Genomic DNA, 17,505 nt, shown 5'->3' on the forward strand with positions numbered 1-17,505 from the left:
GCAGCTGGCGGGGAAGACGAACGAGCGGAAAAAAACCTGAATCTATTTCGCGATTATTTCGCTGGAGCCATCCGCGTGCTGGCGCACGGCCACCGGCAAGATGCTTGGCAAGGCCCGCAACAAGGCATCAGGATCATCCGCGCTGAAGGTGCTCGACAGGCGCAGGTTGGCCACCTTGCCCGGTGCCACGCGCAACGGCTGGGCACGGTAGCGCGAGACTTCGGCCACCACCTCGCCAAGCGTGGCGTTGTCGAACACCAGCTTGCCATGGCGCCAGGCGGTCAGGGCATTGGCATCGATGGCATAGGGCGCGGCGACCTTGCCCCGCGGGTCGATATGCGCGCCCTGCCCGGCCGTCAGTTGCGCCTGCGACGCACCGGCGCCCTGCACATGCACCGATCCCTGCTCCACCGCCACCCGGGTACTGTCCATATCCTGGCGCACATCGAAACGGGTACCGGTGACCGTCACCTCGCCCTGCGCGGTACTGACCACGAACGGCCGGCTTTGGTCATGGACAACGATGAACATCGCCTCGCCCCCCTTCAGCTGAACGTGGCGGCGACCTGCGGAGAACGACACCTGCAACTGCGTGGCGCTGTTGAGCTCCAGGTGCGAACCGTCCGGCAACTCGACCTGACGCCGCTCGCCCAACACCGTGCTCAGCGTGTCGTGGTAATTGAGTTGCTGGTACTGCCAACCGCTCCAGCCCAGCCCCAGCGCGGCCAGCGCGATACCGGCCGCCAAGGCCTGGCGCAACAGCCGGCGCCGTGGCAACTGGCGTACCGGCTCGGCCTGGCACAGGGCTGCCAGGCGCTGACGTGGAATGAAGTCGACCGCCCGCCACAGGCTCGCCAAGCGCTGGTATTCCTCGGCATGCCGCAGGTCCAGCGCCAGCCACTGCTCCAAGGCCACCTGCAAGGCGCGATCCTGCGGCGCGTCCTGGACCCGGGCGAACCATGCGGCCGCCTGCTCGCCCACGGCGTCGGGCACGTGCTGTTTCATCAATGGGGTCTCCTGACTCATCCGGCCGACACATCCAGGTGCTCACGCAGATGTCGGAGCGTGCGGATCATATACTTTTCGACCATGTTCTTGGTCAAACCCATGCGCTCGGCGATCTCTGCCTGGGTCAGGCCCTCCAGTTTCTGCCAGATGAACACCCGCCGGCAGTTCAGTGGCAACTCAGCCAGGGCCCGCTCGACCCTGTCGGCCAGCTCCAGGGCATGCACATAGGCCTCCGGGTCGTGCGCCCCGGCATCCTCGCTGAAGACCTGCTGCTCCAAGGCCTGGCGCCGGTCCTCGCGGCGATAGCCGTCCACCGCGATATTGCGTGCGGTCTGGTGCAGGTAGGCGCGGGGCTGCTCGACCTGCTCGCGCGGGTTTTCCAACACGCGGACGAAGGCATCGTGGGTGAGGTCCTCGGCCTGCTGACGACTGCGCAACTTGCGCGTCCAGGTGCCGATCAGCTCGTGGTAGTGGTCGAGGAAGCCTTTGTGTCCGGACACGTTCGGGGTCGTCAGGGAGGCAGATGAGGTCGCGAATAGTAATGTTTCTCATCAATACCGGCAATCGGCCCTTGCCCGAGCCGACCAAGGGCATTTTCCGGTGTTGGTAACAAAAAATTTATGGCTGATTGGAAAAAAAACCGCGCGTCCCGGCGTGGCCATAAATATGAACACTCCAGGGACCTTGGCGGGCGAGCCCGCAGCCACGGAAAAACGCTCGCCCCTGTGGGATAGGGCTTGCCGGCGAAGCGCTCGGCACGGTCCATTCCACAATTTTTTACGCTTGCCAGAGCCCGGGGAACATCTACCGGTCATATGGGTCGGTTACTCAGGTAACAGCTCATCGATCCACGGCGAAACCACCGGGTTTGCCTGTTGATCTTGCGGTTTTCACGCCCTAAAGTGCGCGCCGAACGTCCATGCTGGAAACGATCCATCCGGCTCAAGTACTGACGACGAGACAGCAAGGTCACCCGCCGCCCTTTACCGGCACGGTTGGCCTTTTTGCTTTCGGCGACATGCCTTGGGAAGTAGGCGAACCAAAGTGGGGATACGGAGGACGTTCAGTGTGCTGCCACTTACCTTTTCAGTTTGCCCATGGAGCCCTCGAGCATGTCGATCCAGGTCGAAGACTATTTCGCGCGTGACACCTTCCAGAAGATGAAGGCGTTCGCCGACAAGCAGGAAACCCCGTTCGTACTCATCGATACCCAGATGATCAGCCAGGCCTACGACGACCTGCGCGCCGGGTTCGAATTCGCCAAGGTCTACTACGCGGTCAAGGCCAACCCGGCGGTCGAGATCATCGACCTGCTCAAGGAAAAGGGCTCGAGCTTCGACATCGCCTCGATCTACGAACTGGACAAGGTGCTTGGCCGCGGCGTCAGCGCCGACCGTATCAGCTACGGCAACACCATCAAGAAGTCCAAGGACATCCGCTACTTCTACGACAAGGGCGTGCGCCTGTACGCCACCGACTCCGAAGCCGACCTGCGCAACATCGCCAAGGCCGCGCCGGGTTCGAAGGTCTATGTGCGCATCCTCACCGAAGGCTCGACCACTGCCGACTGGCCGCTGTCGCGCAAGTTCGGCTGCCAGACCGACATGGCCATGGACCTGCTGATCCTCGCCCGCGACCTGGGCCTGGTGCCCTACGGCCTTTCCTTCCACGTCGGCTCGCAACAGCGCGACATCAGCGTGTGGGACGCGGCCATCGCCAAGGTCAAAGTGATCTTCGAGCGCCTGAAGGAAGAAGACGGCATCGAGCTGAAGCTGATCAACATGGGCGGTGGCTTCCCGGCCAACTACATCACCCGCACCAACAGCCTCGAGACCTACGCCGAGGAAATCATCCGCTTCCTCAAGGAAGACTTCGGCGACGACCTGCCGGAAATCATCCTCGAGCCTGGCCGCTCGCTGATCGCCAACGCCGGCATCCTGGTCAGCGAAGTGGTGCTGGTCGCGCGCAAGTCGCGCACCGCCGTCGAGCGCTGGATCTACACCGACGTGGGCAAGTTCTCCGGCCTGATCGAAACCATGGACGAGGCGATCAAGTTCCCGATCTGGACCGAGAAGAAGGGTGAAACCGAGGAAGTGGTGATCGCCGGCCCAACCTGCGACAGCGCCGACATCATGTACGAAAACTACAAGTACGGCCTGCCGCTGAACCTGGCCATCGGTGACCGTCTGTACTGGTTGTCGACCGGTGCCTACACCACCAGCTACAGCGCGGTGGAGTTCAATGGCTTCCCGCCGTTGAAGGCCTACTACCTGTAATGCAAGACGGGGCCGCAAGGCCCCGTTTTCATAGGTGCCAGCAATCACCGGCGAGATCAGGCGTACCTGCCCGTCGCTTCAGCGCCGGCGGTATGCGCTGAGCGCGCTGACATGATTGAACTCGGGGACATCCGTATGCTCGATGTCCAGGCACATGATCAGCTTGTTCGACGCCCCTGCCTGTACGAATTGCTCCTCGTAGGACGGCCGGTTACGAATACCCAGGAACGTGCTGCCGACTGCTGCAATCGTAATTTTCTCGGAGCGGCCAGCAAGCGGAAGGCCGAGCGCCTGCCCATCGTTCCAAATACGCCAGCGCACAGGGTTCTTGGAAGTCGGGTAATAACCGACATAGCCATTGCGGCTGAGGTCCCAGGGGCTGAAATAGTCATCGCTGTCTTCGATCCTAACGGTTCTGATCACATACCCAGGATCTTTGCCTTCGTAATAGCCGAACCAGAAACGTTGCTGGTGCGCTACCGACCAATTGGAGCTCAATGTCAGCCAGTTGTTCTTGCGAACGCTGGCTCCGGTATCCCACTCAACCGAGTCGAGAATACCTTCTTTGCCGGGCATCATCGACGACAATCTGCCGATGAACGAGCGTGCTTGTACGTACTTCATTTGTAGTGCCTCTTCAGTCTGAAATCATGACGCAGGCACCAGGCCTGCAGCGCCATGTTCTCGAGAACCGAATCGCACGTGCAGAAGGTCAGGCTTCCTACAGGGGGTCGCTCGCTTTCAACGCCTGTGCATAGGCAAGCGCGTGAGTGGTCATCATCGGCCCCGCCGCCTGCAAGGACGCCAAGGCCGAACGCAGGAAGTTGCCATTGCCCGACAATCGCGCCTTGTCGAGCCACCGGCCCGCCGCCTCCAGCTCCCCCCGCTCGACCAGCACCATCGCCAGGCTGAACATTCCGCGAAAATCGCCGGACTCGGCGGAGCGCCGGTACCAGCGTAGCGCACGTGCCGGGCTGCAAGCAGTAGCGATACCCTGTTCAATGTAACGCCCGTAAAGGTTCATCGACTTGGCATGTCCCAGGTGCGCCGCCTTTTCGTAGCAGGCCAGCGCCTGGACCTGATCGGCCGGCAGTCCGCGCCCGGTGGCCAGCAGGTTGCCCAAGTTGTACATGCCCCAGTCCAGCCCGCTGTCGGCCGCTCGCGCGTAGTGAATGGCCGCCTGGGCCAGGTCCACCGCACCGCCCCAGCCATGCTCCAGACAGCGCCCTAGCATGTTGTGCGCCATGCCATTGCCCCCTTGGGCGGCAATCTGGAACCAGCGCCGGGCTACCTCGGCATCCTGCTCGATACCGCGCCCGTCGAGCAGGATCTGCCCCAACAGCAACTGTGCCTCGACCACGCCCTGCCCTGCCGCGGCGAGGATGGCCTGGGCGGCCTGGCCGGGGCTGTGTTCGAGCATGGCTTGTAACCCGGCCAGGTCCACCACCTCTTCACGACGCAACTGATAGGACATGACTCAGACCTCGGCCCAGCGGCGCAGCAGGTTGTGATAGGTACCGGTCAGCTGCAGCAGCGACGGGTGTTCGGGCACATCGGCAGTGAGCTGGCGAATGGCGTTGTCCATCTCGAACAGCAAGGTGCGCTGGCTGTCCTCGCGCACCAGGCTCTGGGTCCAGAAGAACGCCGCGTAGCGCGCCCCACGGGTAACCGGGTTGACCTTGTGCAGGCTGCTGCCGGGGTACAGCACCAGGTCGCCGGCAGCCAGCTTGACCTGCTGCACGCCATAGGTGTCCTGGATCACCAGCTCGCCGCCATCGTAGCTGTCAGGGTCGCTCAGGAACAGGGTCGAGGACAGGTCGGTACGCACCCGCTCGGCGCTGCCCTTGGGCTGGCGCAGGGCATTGTCGATATGAAAGTCGAAGCTGCCGCCCTCGCGGTAGCAGTTGACCAGCGGCGGGAACACCTTGTGCGGCAATGCCGCCGACATGAACAGCGGGTTGCGCCACAGGCGATCGATCAACGCGCCGCCGATTTCCTTGGCCAGCGCATGGCCCTCGGGCAGTTGCAGGTTGTGCTTGGCCTTGGCCGACTGATAGCCCGCGGTGACCTTGCCGTCGGCCCAGTCGGCCTGCTCCAGGGCCTGGCGAATGCGCAGGATTTCGTCGGCGTCGAACAGCCCGGGAATGTGAAGCAGCATGACAGCGGCACCTGATGCGCGAGGAGTGAGGCGGCAATGATATTGATTACCTTTTACGTAGGACAAGCCCCCGACATTGATCCACGACGTATGACACCTTAAAAACCGTAAGGTGAAATTGTAAAGAATGTAAATTTATAGCGAATGGTAACGCTTCTCAATTGTTCCTTACATTCGCTTACATTATCATCCGCGGCCTTCATACCTTGGGGAAGGTCCATCACCATGCGTCACGTGCCAACCGCTGTGAGTTCACCACGCCTGCTCGTTTCCGCCATTGGCATGGCAATCACCGCCACTTCCGCCTATGCCGCGGATCCCGCCGCCAGCAACGCCGTCACCCTCGACGCCACCAGCGTCAACGGCAAGGCCGAAGCGAACACCGAGTACAAGGTCGAAAAGGCCTCTTCGCAGAAATACACCGCACCGTTGGTGGACACTCCGCGCTCGGTCACCGTGGTCCCACAACAGGTACTCAAGGACACCGGCGCCGTGTCCCTGCAGGACGCCCTGCGCACCGTGCCCGGCATTACCTTTGGCGCGGGCGAAGGCGGCAACCCGCAAGGTGATCGCCCGTTCATTCGTGGTTTCGATGCCCAGGGCGACACCTTCCTGGACGGCGTCCGTGATACCGGCGCGCAGACCCGCGAAATCTTCGCCGTCGAATCCATCGAAGTCAGCAAGGGGCCAAACTCGGCGGTCGGCGGACGTGGTGGTGCCGGTGGTACCCTCAACCTGGTGAGCAAGGCGCCCAAACAGGAAGACTTCCTCAACGGCGGCTTCACCTACGGCTCGGACCAGACCCGTCGCTACACCCTCGACGTCAACCGCCAATTCCTCGACACGGCCGCGTTCCGCCTCAACCTGATGAGCCACGAGCAGAACGTCGCCGGTCGCGACTCGGTCAACTACGACCGCTGGGGTGTCGCGCCTTCGGTGACCTTCGGCCTCGGCACGCCGACCCGGGTCAACCTGAACTACTACCATATGGAAAGCGACGACCTGCCGGATTCGGGCATTCCATACGGCTACAAGATCGCCGGCGCGAGCGCCCCGCACAAGCACGACAAGCCCACCGACGGTGGTGACAGCGACAACTTCTATGGGTTGAAGGACCGCGACTTCCGCAAGACCCGCGCCGACATCAGCACCTTCGCCGTCGAGCACGACATCAACGACTCGATGACCATCAAGAATACCCTGCGCCACGGCAACACCAGCCAAGACTACGTCCTGACCCAGCCAGACGACAGCGCCCACAACGTCAGCCAGTTCGGCACCGTCTGGCGCCGGGCCAACTCGCGCATCAGCAACACCAGCACTACCACCAACCAGACCGACCTGTATGGTGACTTCCAGGCCCTGGGCTTCAAGCACAGCTACTCGACCGGTATCGAGTTCACCCGCGAAGACACCATGGTCAGCCGCTACAACGTCAACCCCAACAGCAAACTGACCTGCAATCCAGGCAGCGCGCCGACCTGTACCTCGCTGTCGAACCCGACGCCAAACGATCCGTGGACCGGCTCGATCACCCGCGACTACGCGACCGTGACCGACACCGAGTCCACCACCCGCGCCGCCTATGTGTTCGACACCATCGAGCTCGACCCACAGTGGCTGTTGAACCTCGGCACCCGCTACGATTCGTTCCGTACCAAGGCCGACAGCACCACCACCGGCAAGGCCACCAACGACACGAACTTCTGGAGCTGGCAAGCAGGCTTGGTATGGAAACCAGCTGAAAACGGCTCGATCTATGCGTCGTTCGCCACCTCGGCGACCCCGCCAGGCGGCGTGGTCGATGGTGTCGATACCAACCCATATACCCCGGGCAACAGCACAATCAAGAGCGACCTGGAACCAGAAACCACCAAGAACTATGAAATCGGCACCAAGTGGGACCTGTTCCACGACCGCCTGGCGCTGACCGCCGCGATCTTCCGCACCGAGAAAGAGAACACCCGCGTCCTGGTGGACAACGGCACCTACGCCAACTCGGGCACCACCCGCGTCGACGGTTTCGAACTGGGCGCCAGCGGCAAGATCACCGACAAGTGGCAAGTGTTCGCCGGTTACAGCTACCTCAAGAGCGAGGCCGTCGACCCAGGCCAGGCCGGTGACCGCAACGGCAAGCTGACCGGTGGCGCCAACCCGGCCAAAGGCAACGAACTGCCCAACACGCCGAAGAACAGCTTCAGCCTGTGGACCACCTACGCAGTCACCGATCGATTCACCCTCGGCGGCGGCGCGTTCTATGTCGACGAAGTCTGGGGTGACCTGAACAACACCGTCTACGTACCGTCCTACGTACGCTATGACGCCATGGCCGCCTACAAGCTGACCAAGAACATCGACCTGCAGCTGAACGTGCAAAACCTCACCAACGAGGTTTACTACGACAAGGCCTACGCCGCCCACTTCGCCAACCAGGCGGCAGGCCGCACGGCATTGCTGACCACCAGCTTCCACTTCTAAAGGCTGGCACCCAAGCCCCGTTCATCCCCATGAACGGGGCTTTCGCATATCAAGGCATAATGCACGCCGCGCACCAGGCGGCCAGACAAGGTAATCGATGTGGTGAAGAAGACGCTGTTCCAAGTGCACTGGTTCTTTGGCATCAGCGCCGGCCTGGTGCTGGCGCTGATGGGCATCACCGGGGCGATCTGGTCATTCCAGGAAGAGCTGCTGCGTGCGTTCAACGCCGAAGTGCTCAAGGTCGAGGTACGCCAGCAAGGCGTGCTGCCACCGGCCGAGCTGGTACGCCGGGTCGAGGCCGCCGAAGGTGACAAGGTGTCGATGCTCTGGGTCGACACCCGCGAAGGCAACGCCGCGCGGATCTTCTTCATGCCCGCGCCCGGCGAGCGCCGCGGCCAGCTGCGCTATGCCGACCCCTATACCGGCGAGCTCAAGGGCGAGGTCGCCGGGCTGGGATTCTTCAACCTCATGCTCAACCTGCACCGCTTCCTGGCCATGGGTGACAGCGGCCGGCAGATCACCGGCGCCTGCACGCTGATGCTGATCTTCTTCTGCCTGTCTGGCCTGTACCTGCGCTGGCCACGCCAGGCCTTGAACTGGCACGCCTGGCTGACCCTGGACTGGGCCAAGAAAGGTCGCGCCTTCAACTGGGACCTGCATGCGGTATTCGGCACCTGGTGCCTGCTGTTCTACCTGCTGTTCGCCTTGACCGGGCTGTTCTGGTCCTACGAGTGGTACCGCGAAGGCCTGAACCGCCTGCTGGCCGACCAGCCAGCCGCCGGGGCGCAGAAACGCGGTGAAGGCCGTGGCGGACGCCATGGGCCACCCAAGGCGGACAACAACGCGCCGCCGTTGCTGGTCGACTACGACGCCATCTGGGCCAACCTCAAGGAGGCCGCCGGCCCGAACCTTGCCAGCTATAACCTGCGCCTGCCGCCGGTTGGCGGCCAACCGGCGACCCTGTTCTACCTGTTGCAAGGCGCCGAGCATGAGCGGGCCTTCAACACCCTCACCCTTGATCCGGCCACCGGCGTGATCAAGCGCCACGAGCGCTATACCGACAAATCGTTCAAGGCCCAGTTGCTGCAGAGCGTCTACGCCCTGCACGTGGGCAGCTACTTCGGCCTGCCGGGGCGCATCATCGTCACCGTGGCCAGCCTGACCATGCCGTTGTTCTTCGTCACCGGCTGGCTGCTGTACCTCGACCGCCGCCGCAAGAAACGCCAGGTCCGTGCCGCCCGTGGCGCGGTGGGGAGCACGGCCAGCACTGGTGACAGCTGGTTGATCGGCTTCGCCAGCCAGAGCGGGCTGGCCGAGCAACTGGCCTGGCAGAGCGCCGGCCAGTTGCAGGCCGCAGGCTTGCCGGTCCAGGTGCGCCCACTGGCCGAACTGGGCGAGCCCGAGTTGCGCCAGGCCAAGCGCGCCTTGTTCGTGGTCAGCACCTTCGGCGACGGCGAAGCGCCGGACAGCGCTCGCGGCTTTGAACGCAAGGTGCTGGGCCAACCCTGGACGCTGGAACACCTCAACTACGCCCTGCTGGCCCTGGGCGACCGCCAGTATCCGCACTTCTGCGGCTTCGCCCGGCGGCTCCAGGCCTGGCTCGGCGAGCGCGGCGCCAGCAATGCCTTCAGCCCGGTGGAGGTGGACAACGCCGACCCCGCCGCGCTGCAACTGTGGCAACAAGAACTGGCGCAATTGACCGGAGCCCGCCCGGTCGCCGCCTGGCAACCGCCAAGCTTCGGCAACTGGCGCCTGGTGCGCCGCGACTTGCTGAACCCTGGCAGCCAGGGCGCCCCGGTATACCTGCTGGGCCTGCAAGCCGAAACACCCTGCACGTGGGATGCCGGTGACCTGATCGAGATCCTGCCACGCAACGGCCAGCCCCGTGTCGATGCCTTCCTGGCCGGCCTGGGCCTCGACCCAGGCAGCCCGGTGCGGCTCGAAGGTCTGCAGGAGACCCTGGCGCAGGCCCTGGCCACCCGCCAGTTGCCGGTCAGTCGCGAACACCTGGTCGGCCTGCACGCCCAGGCACTGGTCGATGCCCTGATCCCGCTGACCGCCCGTGAATATTCGATTGCCTCCATCGCCAGCGATGGCGTGCTGGAGCTGATCGTGCGCCAGGAGCGCCACGCCGATGGCAACCTGGGCCTGGGCTCCGGCTGGCTGACCGAGCACCTACCATTGGAAGGCAGTGTCAGCGCACGCTTGCGTCGCAATAGCGGCTTCCACTTGCCCGCCGAGTCGGCGCCCTTGGTGCTGATCGGCAATGGCACCGGCCTGGCTGGTCTGCGCAGCCTGCTCAAGGCGCGCATCGCTGCCGGCGAGCAGCGCAACTGGCTGCTGTTCGGCGAGCGCAACCGCGCCCACGACCTGCTGTGTGCTGACGAGTTGCACGGCTGGCTGGAAAGCGGCGATCTGCAACGACTGGACCTGGCGTTCTCGCGGGACCAGGCCGAGAAGGTCTATGTGCAGGATGTGCTGTTGCAGCAGGCCGCCGAGTTCAAGCGTTGGATCGAGGGCGGCGCGTGCGTGTATGTCTGCGGCAACCTGCAAGGGATGGCCGCTGGGGTGGATGCGGCGTTGCGGGGAATCCTCGGTGAAGCTGTCGTGCAGCAGCTGATCGAGGATGGGCGGTATCGGCGGGACGTGTATTGAACAGTCACATCCCCGGGGGCGCGTTGCGCCCCTTTCGCGGCACAAGGCCGCTCCTACATGGGGTTGCGATCTCCTGTAGGAGCGGCCTTGTGCCGCGAAAGTGCCTCATGACCTTCAATGCAATTCGAAGGTATCGGCATCCAGGTTGGCCGGGAAGCGCGCGCGGTACGCCGCCAGTTCCGCCGCGCGCAACACCACGGTGAACACACCGTCGGCCTCGCCCGCGCTCAACAAGCTCTCGCCCTGGAAGTCCAGCACCTGGCTGTCGCCTGAATAGGCGAAGCCCTTGCCGTCGGTGCCCACCCGGTTCACCGCCGCGACAAAACACAGGTTCTCGATCCCACGCGCCGGCAACAGCCGGTTCCAATGCAGGCGCCGCGCCGCCGGCCAGTTGGCGGTGTACAGCAGCAGGTCGGTGTCCTGGGCATCGCGGCTCCACACCGGGAAACGCAGGTCGTAGCAGATCAGCGGGCGGATACGCCATCCCTTGAGTTCGAACTGCACCTGGCGCTCGCCCGAGGTGTAGTGCTTGTGTTCGCCGGCCATGCGGAACAGGTGGCGCTTGTCGTAGTGCAGGACCTCGCCGTCCGGGCGAGCCCACAACAGGCGGTTGCGGTGGCTGCCATCGGCGGCCTGGATGATCACGCTGCCGGTGATCACCGCGTTGGCCTTCTTTGCCTGGGCCTTGAGCCACTTGTAGGTCGGGCCGTTTTCCGGCTCGGCAAGCTGCTCGGACTCCATCGAGAAGCCAGTGGTGAACATCTCCGGCAGGATCACCAGGTCAACCTCACCGGCCTGCGCGATCATTTCCTCGAAGTGCGCGTAGTTCGCTTCGCGGTCGTGCCAGGCCAGGGTGGTCTGCACCAGGGCGATTTTCAGGTTCGGTAGTTCGCTCAGATCGCGCATAGTCGTTCCGCCGCCTGTCGCAGCGTCTCCTCACGTTTGGCAAAGCACAGGCGTACCAGGCGTTGCTCGGGGATGGGTTGCTGGTAGAACACCGACACCGGGATGCTGGCCACGCCATGCTCGCGGGTCAGCCACAGGGCCATGTCGACATCGTTGAGGTCGGGGCGGATCTGTGAATAGTCGACCAGTTGGAAATAGGTACCCGGGGTGCGGGTGAAGGTGAAACGCGAGCCTTGCAGCAGGTCGCAGAACAAATCGCGCTTGGCCTGGTAGAAGCCCGGCAGCTCATCGATGTGCTCGGGGTGTTCGGCCATGAAGTCGGCCAGGGCGCACTGCAACGGCGTGACACCGCAGAAGTTGACGTACTGGTGCACCTTGCGCAGTTCTGCGGTCAAGGCCGGCGGGGCGACCACGTAGCCGGTCTTCCAGCCAGTAACGTGGTAGGTCTTGCCGAACGAACTGATGACGAATGCCCGTGCATAGAGCTGCGCGTGGGCCAGCACGCTGGCATGGCGCACGCCGTCGTAGATCAGGTGTTCGTACACTTCGTCGCTGACCAGGTAGATGTCGCGGTCGGCGATCAGCCTCGCCAGCTGGTCCAGGTCGTCGCGGCTGATCAGCGCGCCGCTGGGGTTGTGCGGCGAGTTGAGGATGACCATGCGCGTACGCGGGCTCAGCGCATCGCTGAAACGCTGCCAGTCGATACTGAAGCTGCCGTCGCGCAGCGGTACATGCACGCAGCGCCCGCCGGCCAGCTCCACCGAGGGTTCGTAGCTGTCGTAGCTGGGGTCGAAGACGATCACCTCGTCACCGGGGTGGATCACCGCCTGGATGGCGCAGAAGATCGCTTCGGTGGCGCCGGGGGTGATGGTGACTTCCTGATCGGCGTCCACCTGCGCGCCATACAACCGGGCGATCTTCGCCGCCACCTGCTGGCGCAGGGCCGGCAAGCCGGTCATGGGCGAATACTGGTTGTGCCCGGCGGCCACGTGGCGGCCAACGGCATCGAGCAAGGCCTGGGGGCCGTTGAAGTCAGGGAAGCCCTGGGAAAGGTTCAGCGCACCGGTCTGCATGGCCAGTTGCGACATGGTGGTGAAGATGGTCGTGCCGACGTTCGGCAGTTTGCTGCGGATCATGGAGCCCTCTTTCCTGGGGTTTGTCCGGCACGGGGGAGTCCGAGCATAGCGGATCGAGCAGTCAGGAAAAAGGTTGAAACAATAGGGGGATTGCGGTGGGTCAACTGACCACTTCGCGGGTAAACCCGCTCCCACAGGGACAGCGCCGTTCCTGTGGGAGCGGGTTTACCCGCGAATGGCCAGCAAGAATACTAGCGCTTGTCGCGGCGCTTCTTCTCGGCCTTCTTGTGGTGCGACATCAAGCGGCGCTTCTTGTTGACCTGGCGATCGGTGAGGGTGTTCTTCTTACCCTCGTAAGGGTTGTCACCGCCCTTGTACTCGATGCGGATCGGCGTGCCGACCAGCTTGAGCACCCGGCGATAGGTGTTCTCCAGGTAGCGCGAGTACGAGTTGGGGATCTTGTCGGTCTGGTTGCCATGGATCACGATCAGCGGCGGGTTGGCGCCACCGAGGTGGGCATAGCGCAGCTTGATCCGACGCCCGTTGACCAGCGGCGGCTGGTGCACGCTGATGGCGTCTTCGAGGATCTGTGTCAGGCGGCTGGTCGGCCAGCGGGTGACCGCCGACTTGAACGCGGCCTGCACCGACTTGTACAGGTGGCCCACGCCAGTGCCGTGCAGCGCCGAGATGAAGTGGATGTCGGCGAAGTCGACGAAGAACAGCCGGCGCTCCAGCTCGGTCTTCACGTAGTCGCGTTCACCCGACTCCATGCCATCCCACTTGTTCAGGGCGATGACCACGGCGCGGCCGGCGTCCAGGGCGAAGCCCAGCAGGTTGAGGTCGTGGTCGACCACGCCTTCGCGGGCGTCCATGACGAAGATCACCACGTTGGCGTCCTTGATCGCCTGCAGCGTCTTGACCACCGAGAACTTCTCGACTTCCTCGTGGATCTTGCCGCGCTTGCGCACGCCGGCGGTGTCGATGAAGGTGTACTTCTCGCCATCACGCTCGAACGGGATGTAGATACTGTCGCGGGTGGTGCCCGGCTGGTCGTACACCACCACGCGCTCTTCGCCGAGCATGCGGTTGACCAGGGTCGACTTGCCGACGTTGGGACGGCCGATGATGGCGATCTTGATGCCATCCTTTTCGCTTGGGCCAGGAATGCGCGTGGCTTCCTCGCCTTCGGCGACGTCCTCGTCGAGGGCTTCTTCCTCGGGGTCGCGAGGAATGTGGCCGAGCAACGACTCCATCAGGGCGTTGATGCCACGGCCCTGGGAACCGGCCACCGGGATGGCGTTGCCCATGCCCAGCGGCGAGAACTCGGCGCGGGCGATATCAGGGTCGATGTTGTCGATCTTGTTGGCGACCAGCACCGCTTCCTTGTTCCGCTTGCGCAGGTGGTCGGCGATCATCTGGTCGGCGGCGGTCATGCCGGCGCGGGCATCGACCAGGAACAGCACGTAGTCGGCTTCCTCGATGGCCATCAGCGACTGCTCGGCCATCTTCTCGTCCATGCCCACTTCGTCACCGGTGATACCGCCAGTGTCGATGAGGATGTAGGAACGACCCTGCCAGGAGGCGTCGCCGTACTGGCGGTCACGGGTCAGGCCAGACAGGTCGCCGACGATCGCGTCGCGGGTCTTGGTCAGGCGGTTGAACATGGTGGATTTGCCGACGTTCGGCCGGCCCACCAGGGCGATTACGGGAACCATGCGGCTCTCCACTCTTGAATTCTTGAAAATGCAAAGGCCGCTGCAAGGCAGCGGCCGGTATTCGGGCGGCGCGTCGTGCGCCGCAGCCCGGGGCCGGTCAGAGCCCCAAGCTTAGCTTCAGCGGATGGTCAATGCCTCGAGCTTACCGCTGTTGCCGAAGACATAGATGGTGTCGCCGACCACCAGGGGCCGGGCGCGCAGGCCATCGCTGTCGATACGCTCACGACCGACGAAGCGGCCATCGACCTGGCTCAGCAGGTGCAGGTAACCCTCGAAGTCACCCACCGCCACGTAGCTGGAGAACACTTCCGGCGCCGACAGCTGACGGCGAGCCATGCTGTCGTTGCTCCACAGCGCGCTGGAGGAACGCTCATCGACACCCTCGACGGTGCCCGAAGCCAGGCTCACGTAGACGTTGCCGAAGCCCTGGGCGACGCCGACATAGCTGCTGGCATCGCGCTGCCAAAGCACTCGACCACTGTCCAGATCCAGGCCAGCGACGCGGCCTTGATAGGTGCTGACGTACAGGGTGCCACCGGACAGCAGCAGGCCGCCGTCGATGTCCACCACGCGGTCCAGCTCGGAACGGCCCTGCGGAATCGCCACACGGGCTTCCCACACCGGCACGCCGTTGCTGATGTCCACCGCCACTACCTTGCCGGTGGACAGGCCAGCGATAGCCAGACGGTTGGTCACCACAGGGGCGCCAGTACCGCGCAGGGTCAGTACCGCCGGGCTGTTCTCGTAGATCCAGCGACGATCGCCAGTGGCGGCGTCCAGGCCGATCAGGCGATCGTCCTGGGTCTGCACCACCACCACGTCGCCGTTGTTGGCCGGCGGCGCCAGCACTTCGCTGGTGACGCGGGAACGCCAGCGTTCCTCACCGGTGCTGGCGTCCAGGGCAACCACTTCACCTTTGAGGGTACCGAGCATGACCAGGCCATAGCCGACACCGACCGCGCCGGACACCGGCAGCTCCAGGTCCTGCTTCCACACCACGTCGCCGTTGATGCGGTTCAGTGCGAACACCTTGCCATTGACGTCGGCGGCGTAGATGCGGTCGTTCTCGATGGCCGGTACCAGGGTGTTGTAGGTTTCGCCCTGGCCGTCACCGATCGAACGGCTCCACTGCTTCTTCAGCACCACTTCCTCGGTGAACTTGGTCAGCTCGGCCGGGGGCAGTTCCTTCTTGCTGTTGCTGCTGCAACCCGCTGCCAGCACGGCGAGGGTGAGCACTGCTGCTGTTTTCCAACCCTTCACTTCAAGCGTCCCCTTTGGCCAGGTCATCCAGCTTCAGTTGCAGGCCACCGATCGCGGCGTCGTCGGACAGCGCGGCCTTGGCTTTTTCGTAGGCGCTGTGCGCATCGTCGACGCGGCCCAGCTGGACCAGCAGGTCGCCCTTGAGTTCTTCACGGCTGGCCTGGAAGGCCTTGTCGGTGTCACCGGCCAGCAGCTTGAGCGCGTCCTCGGCCTTGTCCTGGGCCGCGAGCACGCGGGCCAGGCGCTGGCGCGAGATCTCGCCCAGGGTGGCATCGGCCGGTTTGTCCATCACGCCCTTGAGCTCGCTGGCCGCGTCGTCCAGCTTGCCGCTCTCGACCGCGACCTTGGCCACGAACAGGCTGCCGTACTGGGCATAGGCGGTGCCGCCGAACTCGCTCTTGAGCTTGCCCGACAGTTCCGCGACCTTGGTCGCGTCAGGCTTGCCGTCCGGGGTCAGCGACGTCTCCAGCAGGGCCTGGTACAGCGCCGAGGCACCTTGCGACTGGTTGGCCTGGTACTTGTGCCAGGTCTGCCAGCCCATCACCACCACGCCGGCCAGCAAGGCACCGGTCAGCAGCGGCTTGCCGTTGCGGTTCCACCAGTCCTTGATCCCTGCCAGATCATCATCATCGGTACTCGACACCCCAATACTCCTTTTCGCCTATTCGCTTGTTGAACCGCGTTACGCTTGCGCGATCGCGGTTTCCAGGTGCTCAGCCAGAGCAGCCCAGGCAATGTTCTGTTGTTCGCCCTGGCCACGCAGGGGCTTGAGGCCGATCTCTTGCTTGGCCAGTTCGTCGTCGCCCAGGATCAGGGCGAACAGCGCGCCGCTCTTGTCGGCTTTCTTGAACTGGCTCTTGAAGCTGCCGCCACCGGCGTTGACCGCCAGGCGCAGGCCCGGCAGGCGATCGCGCAGGCTTTCGCTCAGGCGCAGGCCGGCCAGCTCAGCCGGCTCGCCGAAGGCGCACAGGTAGACATCGAGGGTACGGCTGAGCGACTCGGGCACCTTGCCCAGGGTCTCCAGCAGCAGGATCAGGCGCTCGATGCCCATGGCGAAACCAACGCCCGGGGTCGGCTTGCCGCCCATCTGCTCGACCAGGCCGTCATAGCGGCCACCGGCGCAGACGGTACCCTGGGCGCCGAGCTTGTCGGTGACCCACTCGAACACGGTCTTGCTGTAGTAGTCCAGGCCACGCACCAGCTTGGTGTTGATCACGAACGGAATGCCGGCGGCATCGAGGCGAGCCTTGAGGCCCTCGAAGTGCACGCGGGATTCTTCGTCCAGGTAGTCTTCCAGCTTCGGCGCGCCGACCAGCACCGCCTGGGTGTTCTGGTCCTTGCTGTCGAGGATGCGCAGCGGGTTGCTCTTCAGGCGGCGCTGGCTGTCTTCGTCCAGCTGCTCGAGGCGGGCGCTGAGGTAGTCGACCAGCGCGTCGCGGTAGCGCGCGCGGGCTTCGCTGGTGCCCAGGCTGTTGAGCTGCAGCTCGACCGCGTCCTGGATGCCGAGCAGGCCCCACAGGCGCCAGGTCAGCATGATCAGCTCGGCGTCGACGTCCGGGCCGTCGAGGTTGAACACCTCCACGCCGATCTGGTGGAACTGGCGGTAGCGGCCCTTTTGCGGGCGCTCGTGGCGGAACATCTGGCCGATGTACCAGAGCTTCTGCACCTGGCCGTTGCCGGTGATGCCGTGCTCGAGCACGGCACGCACGCAGGCGGCGGTACCTTCGGGACGCAGGGTCAGCGAATCGCCGTTGCGGTCCTCGAAGGTGTACATCTCTTTTTCGACGATGTCGGTGACTTCACCGATGGAGCGCTTGAACAGCTCGGTGAACTCGACGATCGGCGTGCGGATCTGGCTGTAGCCGTAGCTGTCCAGCAGGCCGGCCACGGTGCCCTCGAAGTAGCGCCACAGCGGCGACTGGTCGGGCAGGATGTCGTTCATGCCACGAATGGCTTGCAGCGATTTGCTCACG

14 protein-coding genes are annotated in these 17,505 nt (G+C 64.0%); 3 read left to right on the forward strand and 11 right to left on the reverse strand.

The window, feature by feature from the left end:
• Window positions 1-42: 42 nt before the first annotated feature.
• Both HU772_RS20315 and HU772_RS20320 read right to left on the reverse strand, forming a co-directional pair.
• Entirely contained in the window at window positions 43-1,005 is a 963-nt protein-coding gene (locus HU772_RS20315) for a FecR family protein (RefSeq protein WP_186658719.1), read from the reverse strand.
• 17 nt (window positions 1,006-1,022) lie between these two features.
• Window positions 1,023-1,508 carry a sigma-70 family RNA polymerase sigma factor gene (locus HU772_RS20320; protein ID WP_186658722.1) on the reverse strand — a complete coding sequence of 162 codons (486 nt, stop codon included), beginning with the start codon at window positions 1,506-1,508 and terminating at the stop codon, window positions 1,023-1,025.
• A gap of 612 nt (window positions 1,509-2,120) precedes the next feature.
• On the opposite strand from HU772_RS20320, the gene HU772_RS20325 reads away from it, so the two are divergent.
• On the forward strand, window positions 2,121-3,284 hold the full coding sequence (locus tag HU772_RS20325; RefSeq protein WP_186658725.1) for a type III PLP-dependent enzyme: 1,164 nt from the start codon (window positions 2,121-2,123) through the stop codon (window positions 3,282-3,284).
• A 78-nt stretch (window positions 3,285-3,362) separates the two neighbouring features.
• On the opposite strand, the gene HU772_RS20330 is transcribed toward HU772_RS20325, so the two are convergent.
• The 3 genes from HU772_RS20330 to HU772_RS20340 all read right to left on the reverse strand — a co-directional run bounded on the left by HU772_RS20330 (window position 3,363) and on the right by HU772_RS20340 (window position 5,442).
• Window positions 3,363-3,908 carry a hypothetical protein gene (locus tag HU772_RS20330; RefSeq protein ID WP_186658727.1) on the reverse strand — a complete coding sequence of 182 codons (546 nt, stop codon included), beginning with the start codon at window positions 3,906-3,908 and terminating at the stop codon, window positions 3,363-3,365.
• Window positions 3,909-4,005: 97 nt separating this feature from the next.
• A complete protein-coding gene (locus HU772_RS20335) occupies window positions 4,006-4,758 on the reverse strand; it encodes a tetratricopeptide repeat protein (protein WP_186658729.1) in 753 nt (250 codons plus the stop codon).
• Window positions 4,759-4,761: 3 nt separating this feature from the next.
• A complete protein-coding gene (locus HU772_RS20340) occupies window positions 4,762-5,442 on the reverse strand; it encodes a Fe2+-dependent dioxygenase (RefSeq protein ID WP_186658731.1) in 681 nt (226 codons plus the stop codon).
• 225 nt (window positions 5,443-5,667) lie between these two features.
• Here HU772_RS20340 and HU772_RS20345 point away from each other — a divergent pair, with 225 nt between their 5' ends.
• Window positions 5,668-7,920, forward strand: coding sequence for a TonB-dependent receptor (locus tag HU772_RS20345; RefSeq protein ID WP_186658733.1), 2,253 nt, complete (start codon window positions 5,668-5,670; stop codon window positions 7,918-7,920).
• Between the two features lie 99 nt (window positions 7,921-8,019).
• Window positions 8,020-10,575: a sulfite reductase flavoprotein subunit alpha gene (locus HU772_RS20350; protein ID WP_186658735.1), complete on the forward strand. Its 2,556-nt coding sequence runs from the start codon at window positions 8,020-8,022 to the stop codon at window positions 10,573-10,575.
• 114 nt (window positions 10,576-10,689) lie between these two features.
• On the opposite strand, the gene HU772_RS20355 is transcribed toward HU772_RS20350, so the two are convergent.
• From HU772_RS20355 to hisS, 6 genes are all read right to left on the reverse strand, one after another.
• A complete protein-coding gene (locus HU772_RS20355; protein ID WP_186658737.1) occupies window positions 10,690-11,481 on the reverse strand; it encodes an amidohydrolase in 792 nt (263 codons plus the stop codon).
• Window positions 11,469-12,617 (reverse strand): pyridoxal phosphate-dependent aminotransferase, encoded by a 1,149-nt coding sequence (locus HU772_RS20360; protein ID WP_186658740.1) that lies wholly within the window; start codon window positions 12,615-12,617, stop codon window positions 11,469-11,471. Before HU772_RS20360 ends, HU772_RS20355 begins: the two co-directional genes overlap by 13 nt.
• 191 nt (window positions 12,618-12,808) lie before the next feature.
• A complete protein-coding gene (gene der / locus HU772_RS20365) occupies window positions 12,809-14,272 on the reverse strand; it encodes a ribosome biogenesis GTPase Der (RefSeq protein ID WP_134689978.1) in 1,464 nt (487 codons plus the stop codon).
• A gap of 117 nt (window positions 14,273-14,389) precedes the next feature.
• Window positions 14,390-15,559: an outer membrane protein assembly factor BamB gene (gene bamB / locus HU772_RS20370; RefSeq protein ID WP_189664960.1), complete on the reverse strand. Its 1,170-nt coding sequence runs from the start codon at window positions 15,557-15,559 to the stop codon at window positions 14,390-14,392.
• On the reverse strand, window positions 15,534-16,175 hold the full coding sequence (locus HU772_RS20375; protein ID WP_186658746.1) for a tetratricopeptide repeat protein: 642 nt from the start codon (window positions 16,173-16,175) through the stop codon (window positions 15,534-15,536). Before HU772_RS20375 ends, bamB begins: the two co-directional genes overlap by 26 nt.
• Before the next feature lie 39 nt (window positions 16,176-16,214).
• On the reverse strand, window positions 16,215-17,504 hold the full coding sequence (hisS, locus tag HU772_RS20380) for a histidine--tRNA ligase (RefSeq protein ID WP_186658749.1): 1,290 nt from the start codon (window positions 17,502-17,504) through the stop codon (window positions 16,215-16,217).
• Window position 17,505: the final 1 nt, after the last annotated feature.

This window comes from Pseudomonas xantholysinigenes (assembly GCF_014268885.2).
Classification (GTDB): Bacteria; Pseudomonadota; Gammaproteobacteria; order Pseudomonadales; family Pseudomonadaceae; genus Aquipseudomonas; species Aquipseudomonas xantholysinigenes.

Bases quoted from the DNA above. Each gene is read 5' to 3' on its own strand.
- HU772_RS20325 (WP_186658725.1), top strand. From the start codon at position 2,121: ATGTCGATCCAGGTCGAAGACTATTTCGCGCGTGACACCTTCCAGAAG.
- der (WP_134689978.1), bottom strand. From the start codon at position 14,272: ATGGTTCCCGTAATCGCCCTGGTGGGCCGGCCGAACGTCGGCAAATCC.
- bamB (WP_189664960.1), bottom strand. From the start codon at position 15,559: ATGACCTGGCCAAAGGGGACGCTTGAAGTGAAGGGTTGGAAAACAGCA.
- HU772_RS20335 (WP_186658729.1), bottom strand. From the start codon at position 4,758: ATGTCCTATCAGTTGCGTCGTGAAGAGGTGGTGGACCTGGCCGGGTTA.
- HU772_RS20360 (WP_186658740.1), bottom strand. From the start codon at position 12,617: ATGATCCGCAGCAAACTGCCGAACGTCGGCACGACCATCTTCACCACC.
- HU772_RS20330 (WP_186658727.1), bottom strand. From the start codon at position 3,908: ATGAAGTACGTACAAGCACGCTCGTTCATCGGCAGATTGTCGTCGATG.
- HU772_RS20315 (WP_186658719.1), bottom strand. From the start codon at position 1,005: ATGAAACAGCACGTGCCCGACGCCGTGGGCGAGCAGGCGGCCGCATGG.
- HU772_RS20345 (WP_186658733.1), top strand. From the start codon at position 5,668: ATGCGTCACGTGCCAACCGCTGTGAGTTCACCACGCCTGCTCGTTTCC.
- HU772_RS20340 (WP_186658731.1), bottom strand. From the start codon at position 5,442: ATGCTGCTTCACATTCCCGGGCTGTTCGACGCCGACGAAATCCTGCGC.
- HU772_RS20355 (WP_186658737.1), bottom strand. From the start codon at position 11,481: ATGCGCGATCTGAGCGAACTACCGAACCTGAAAATCGCCCTGGTGCAG.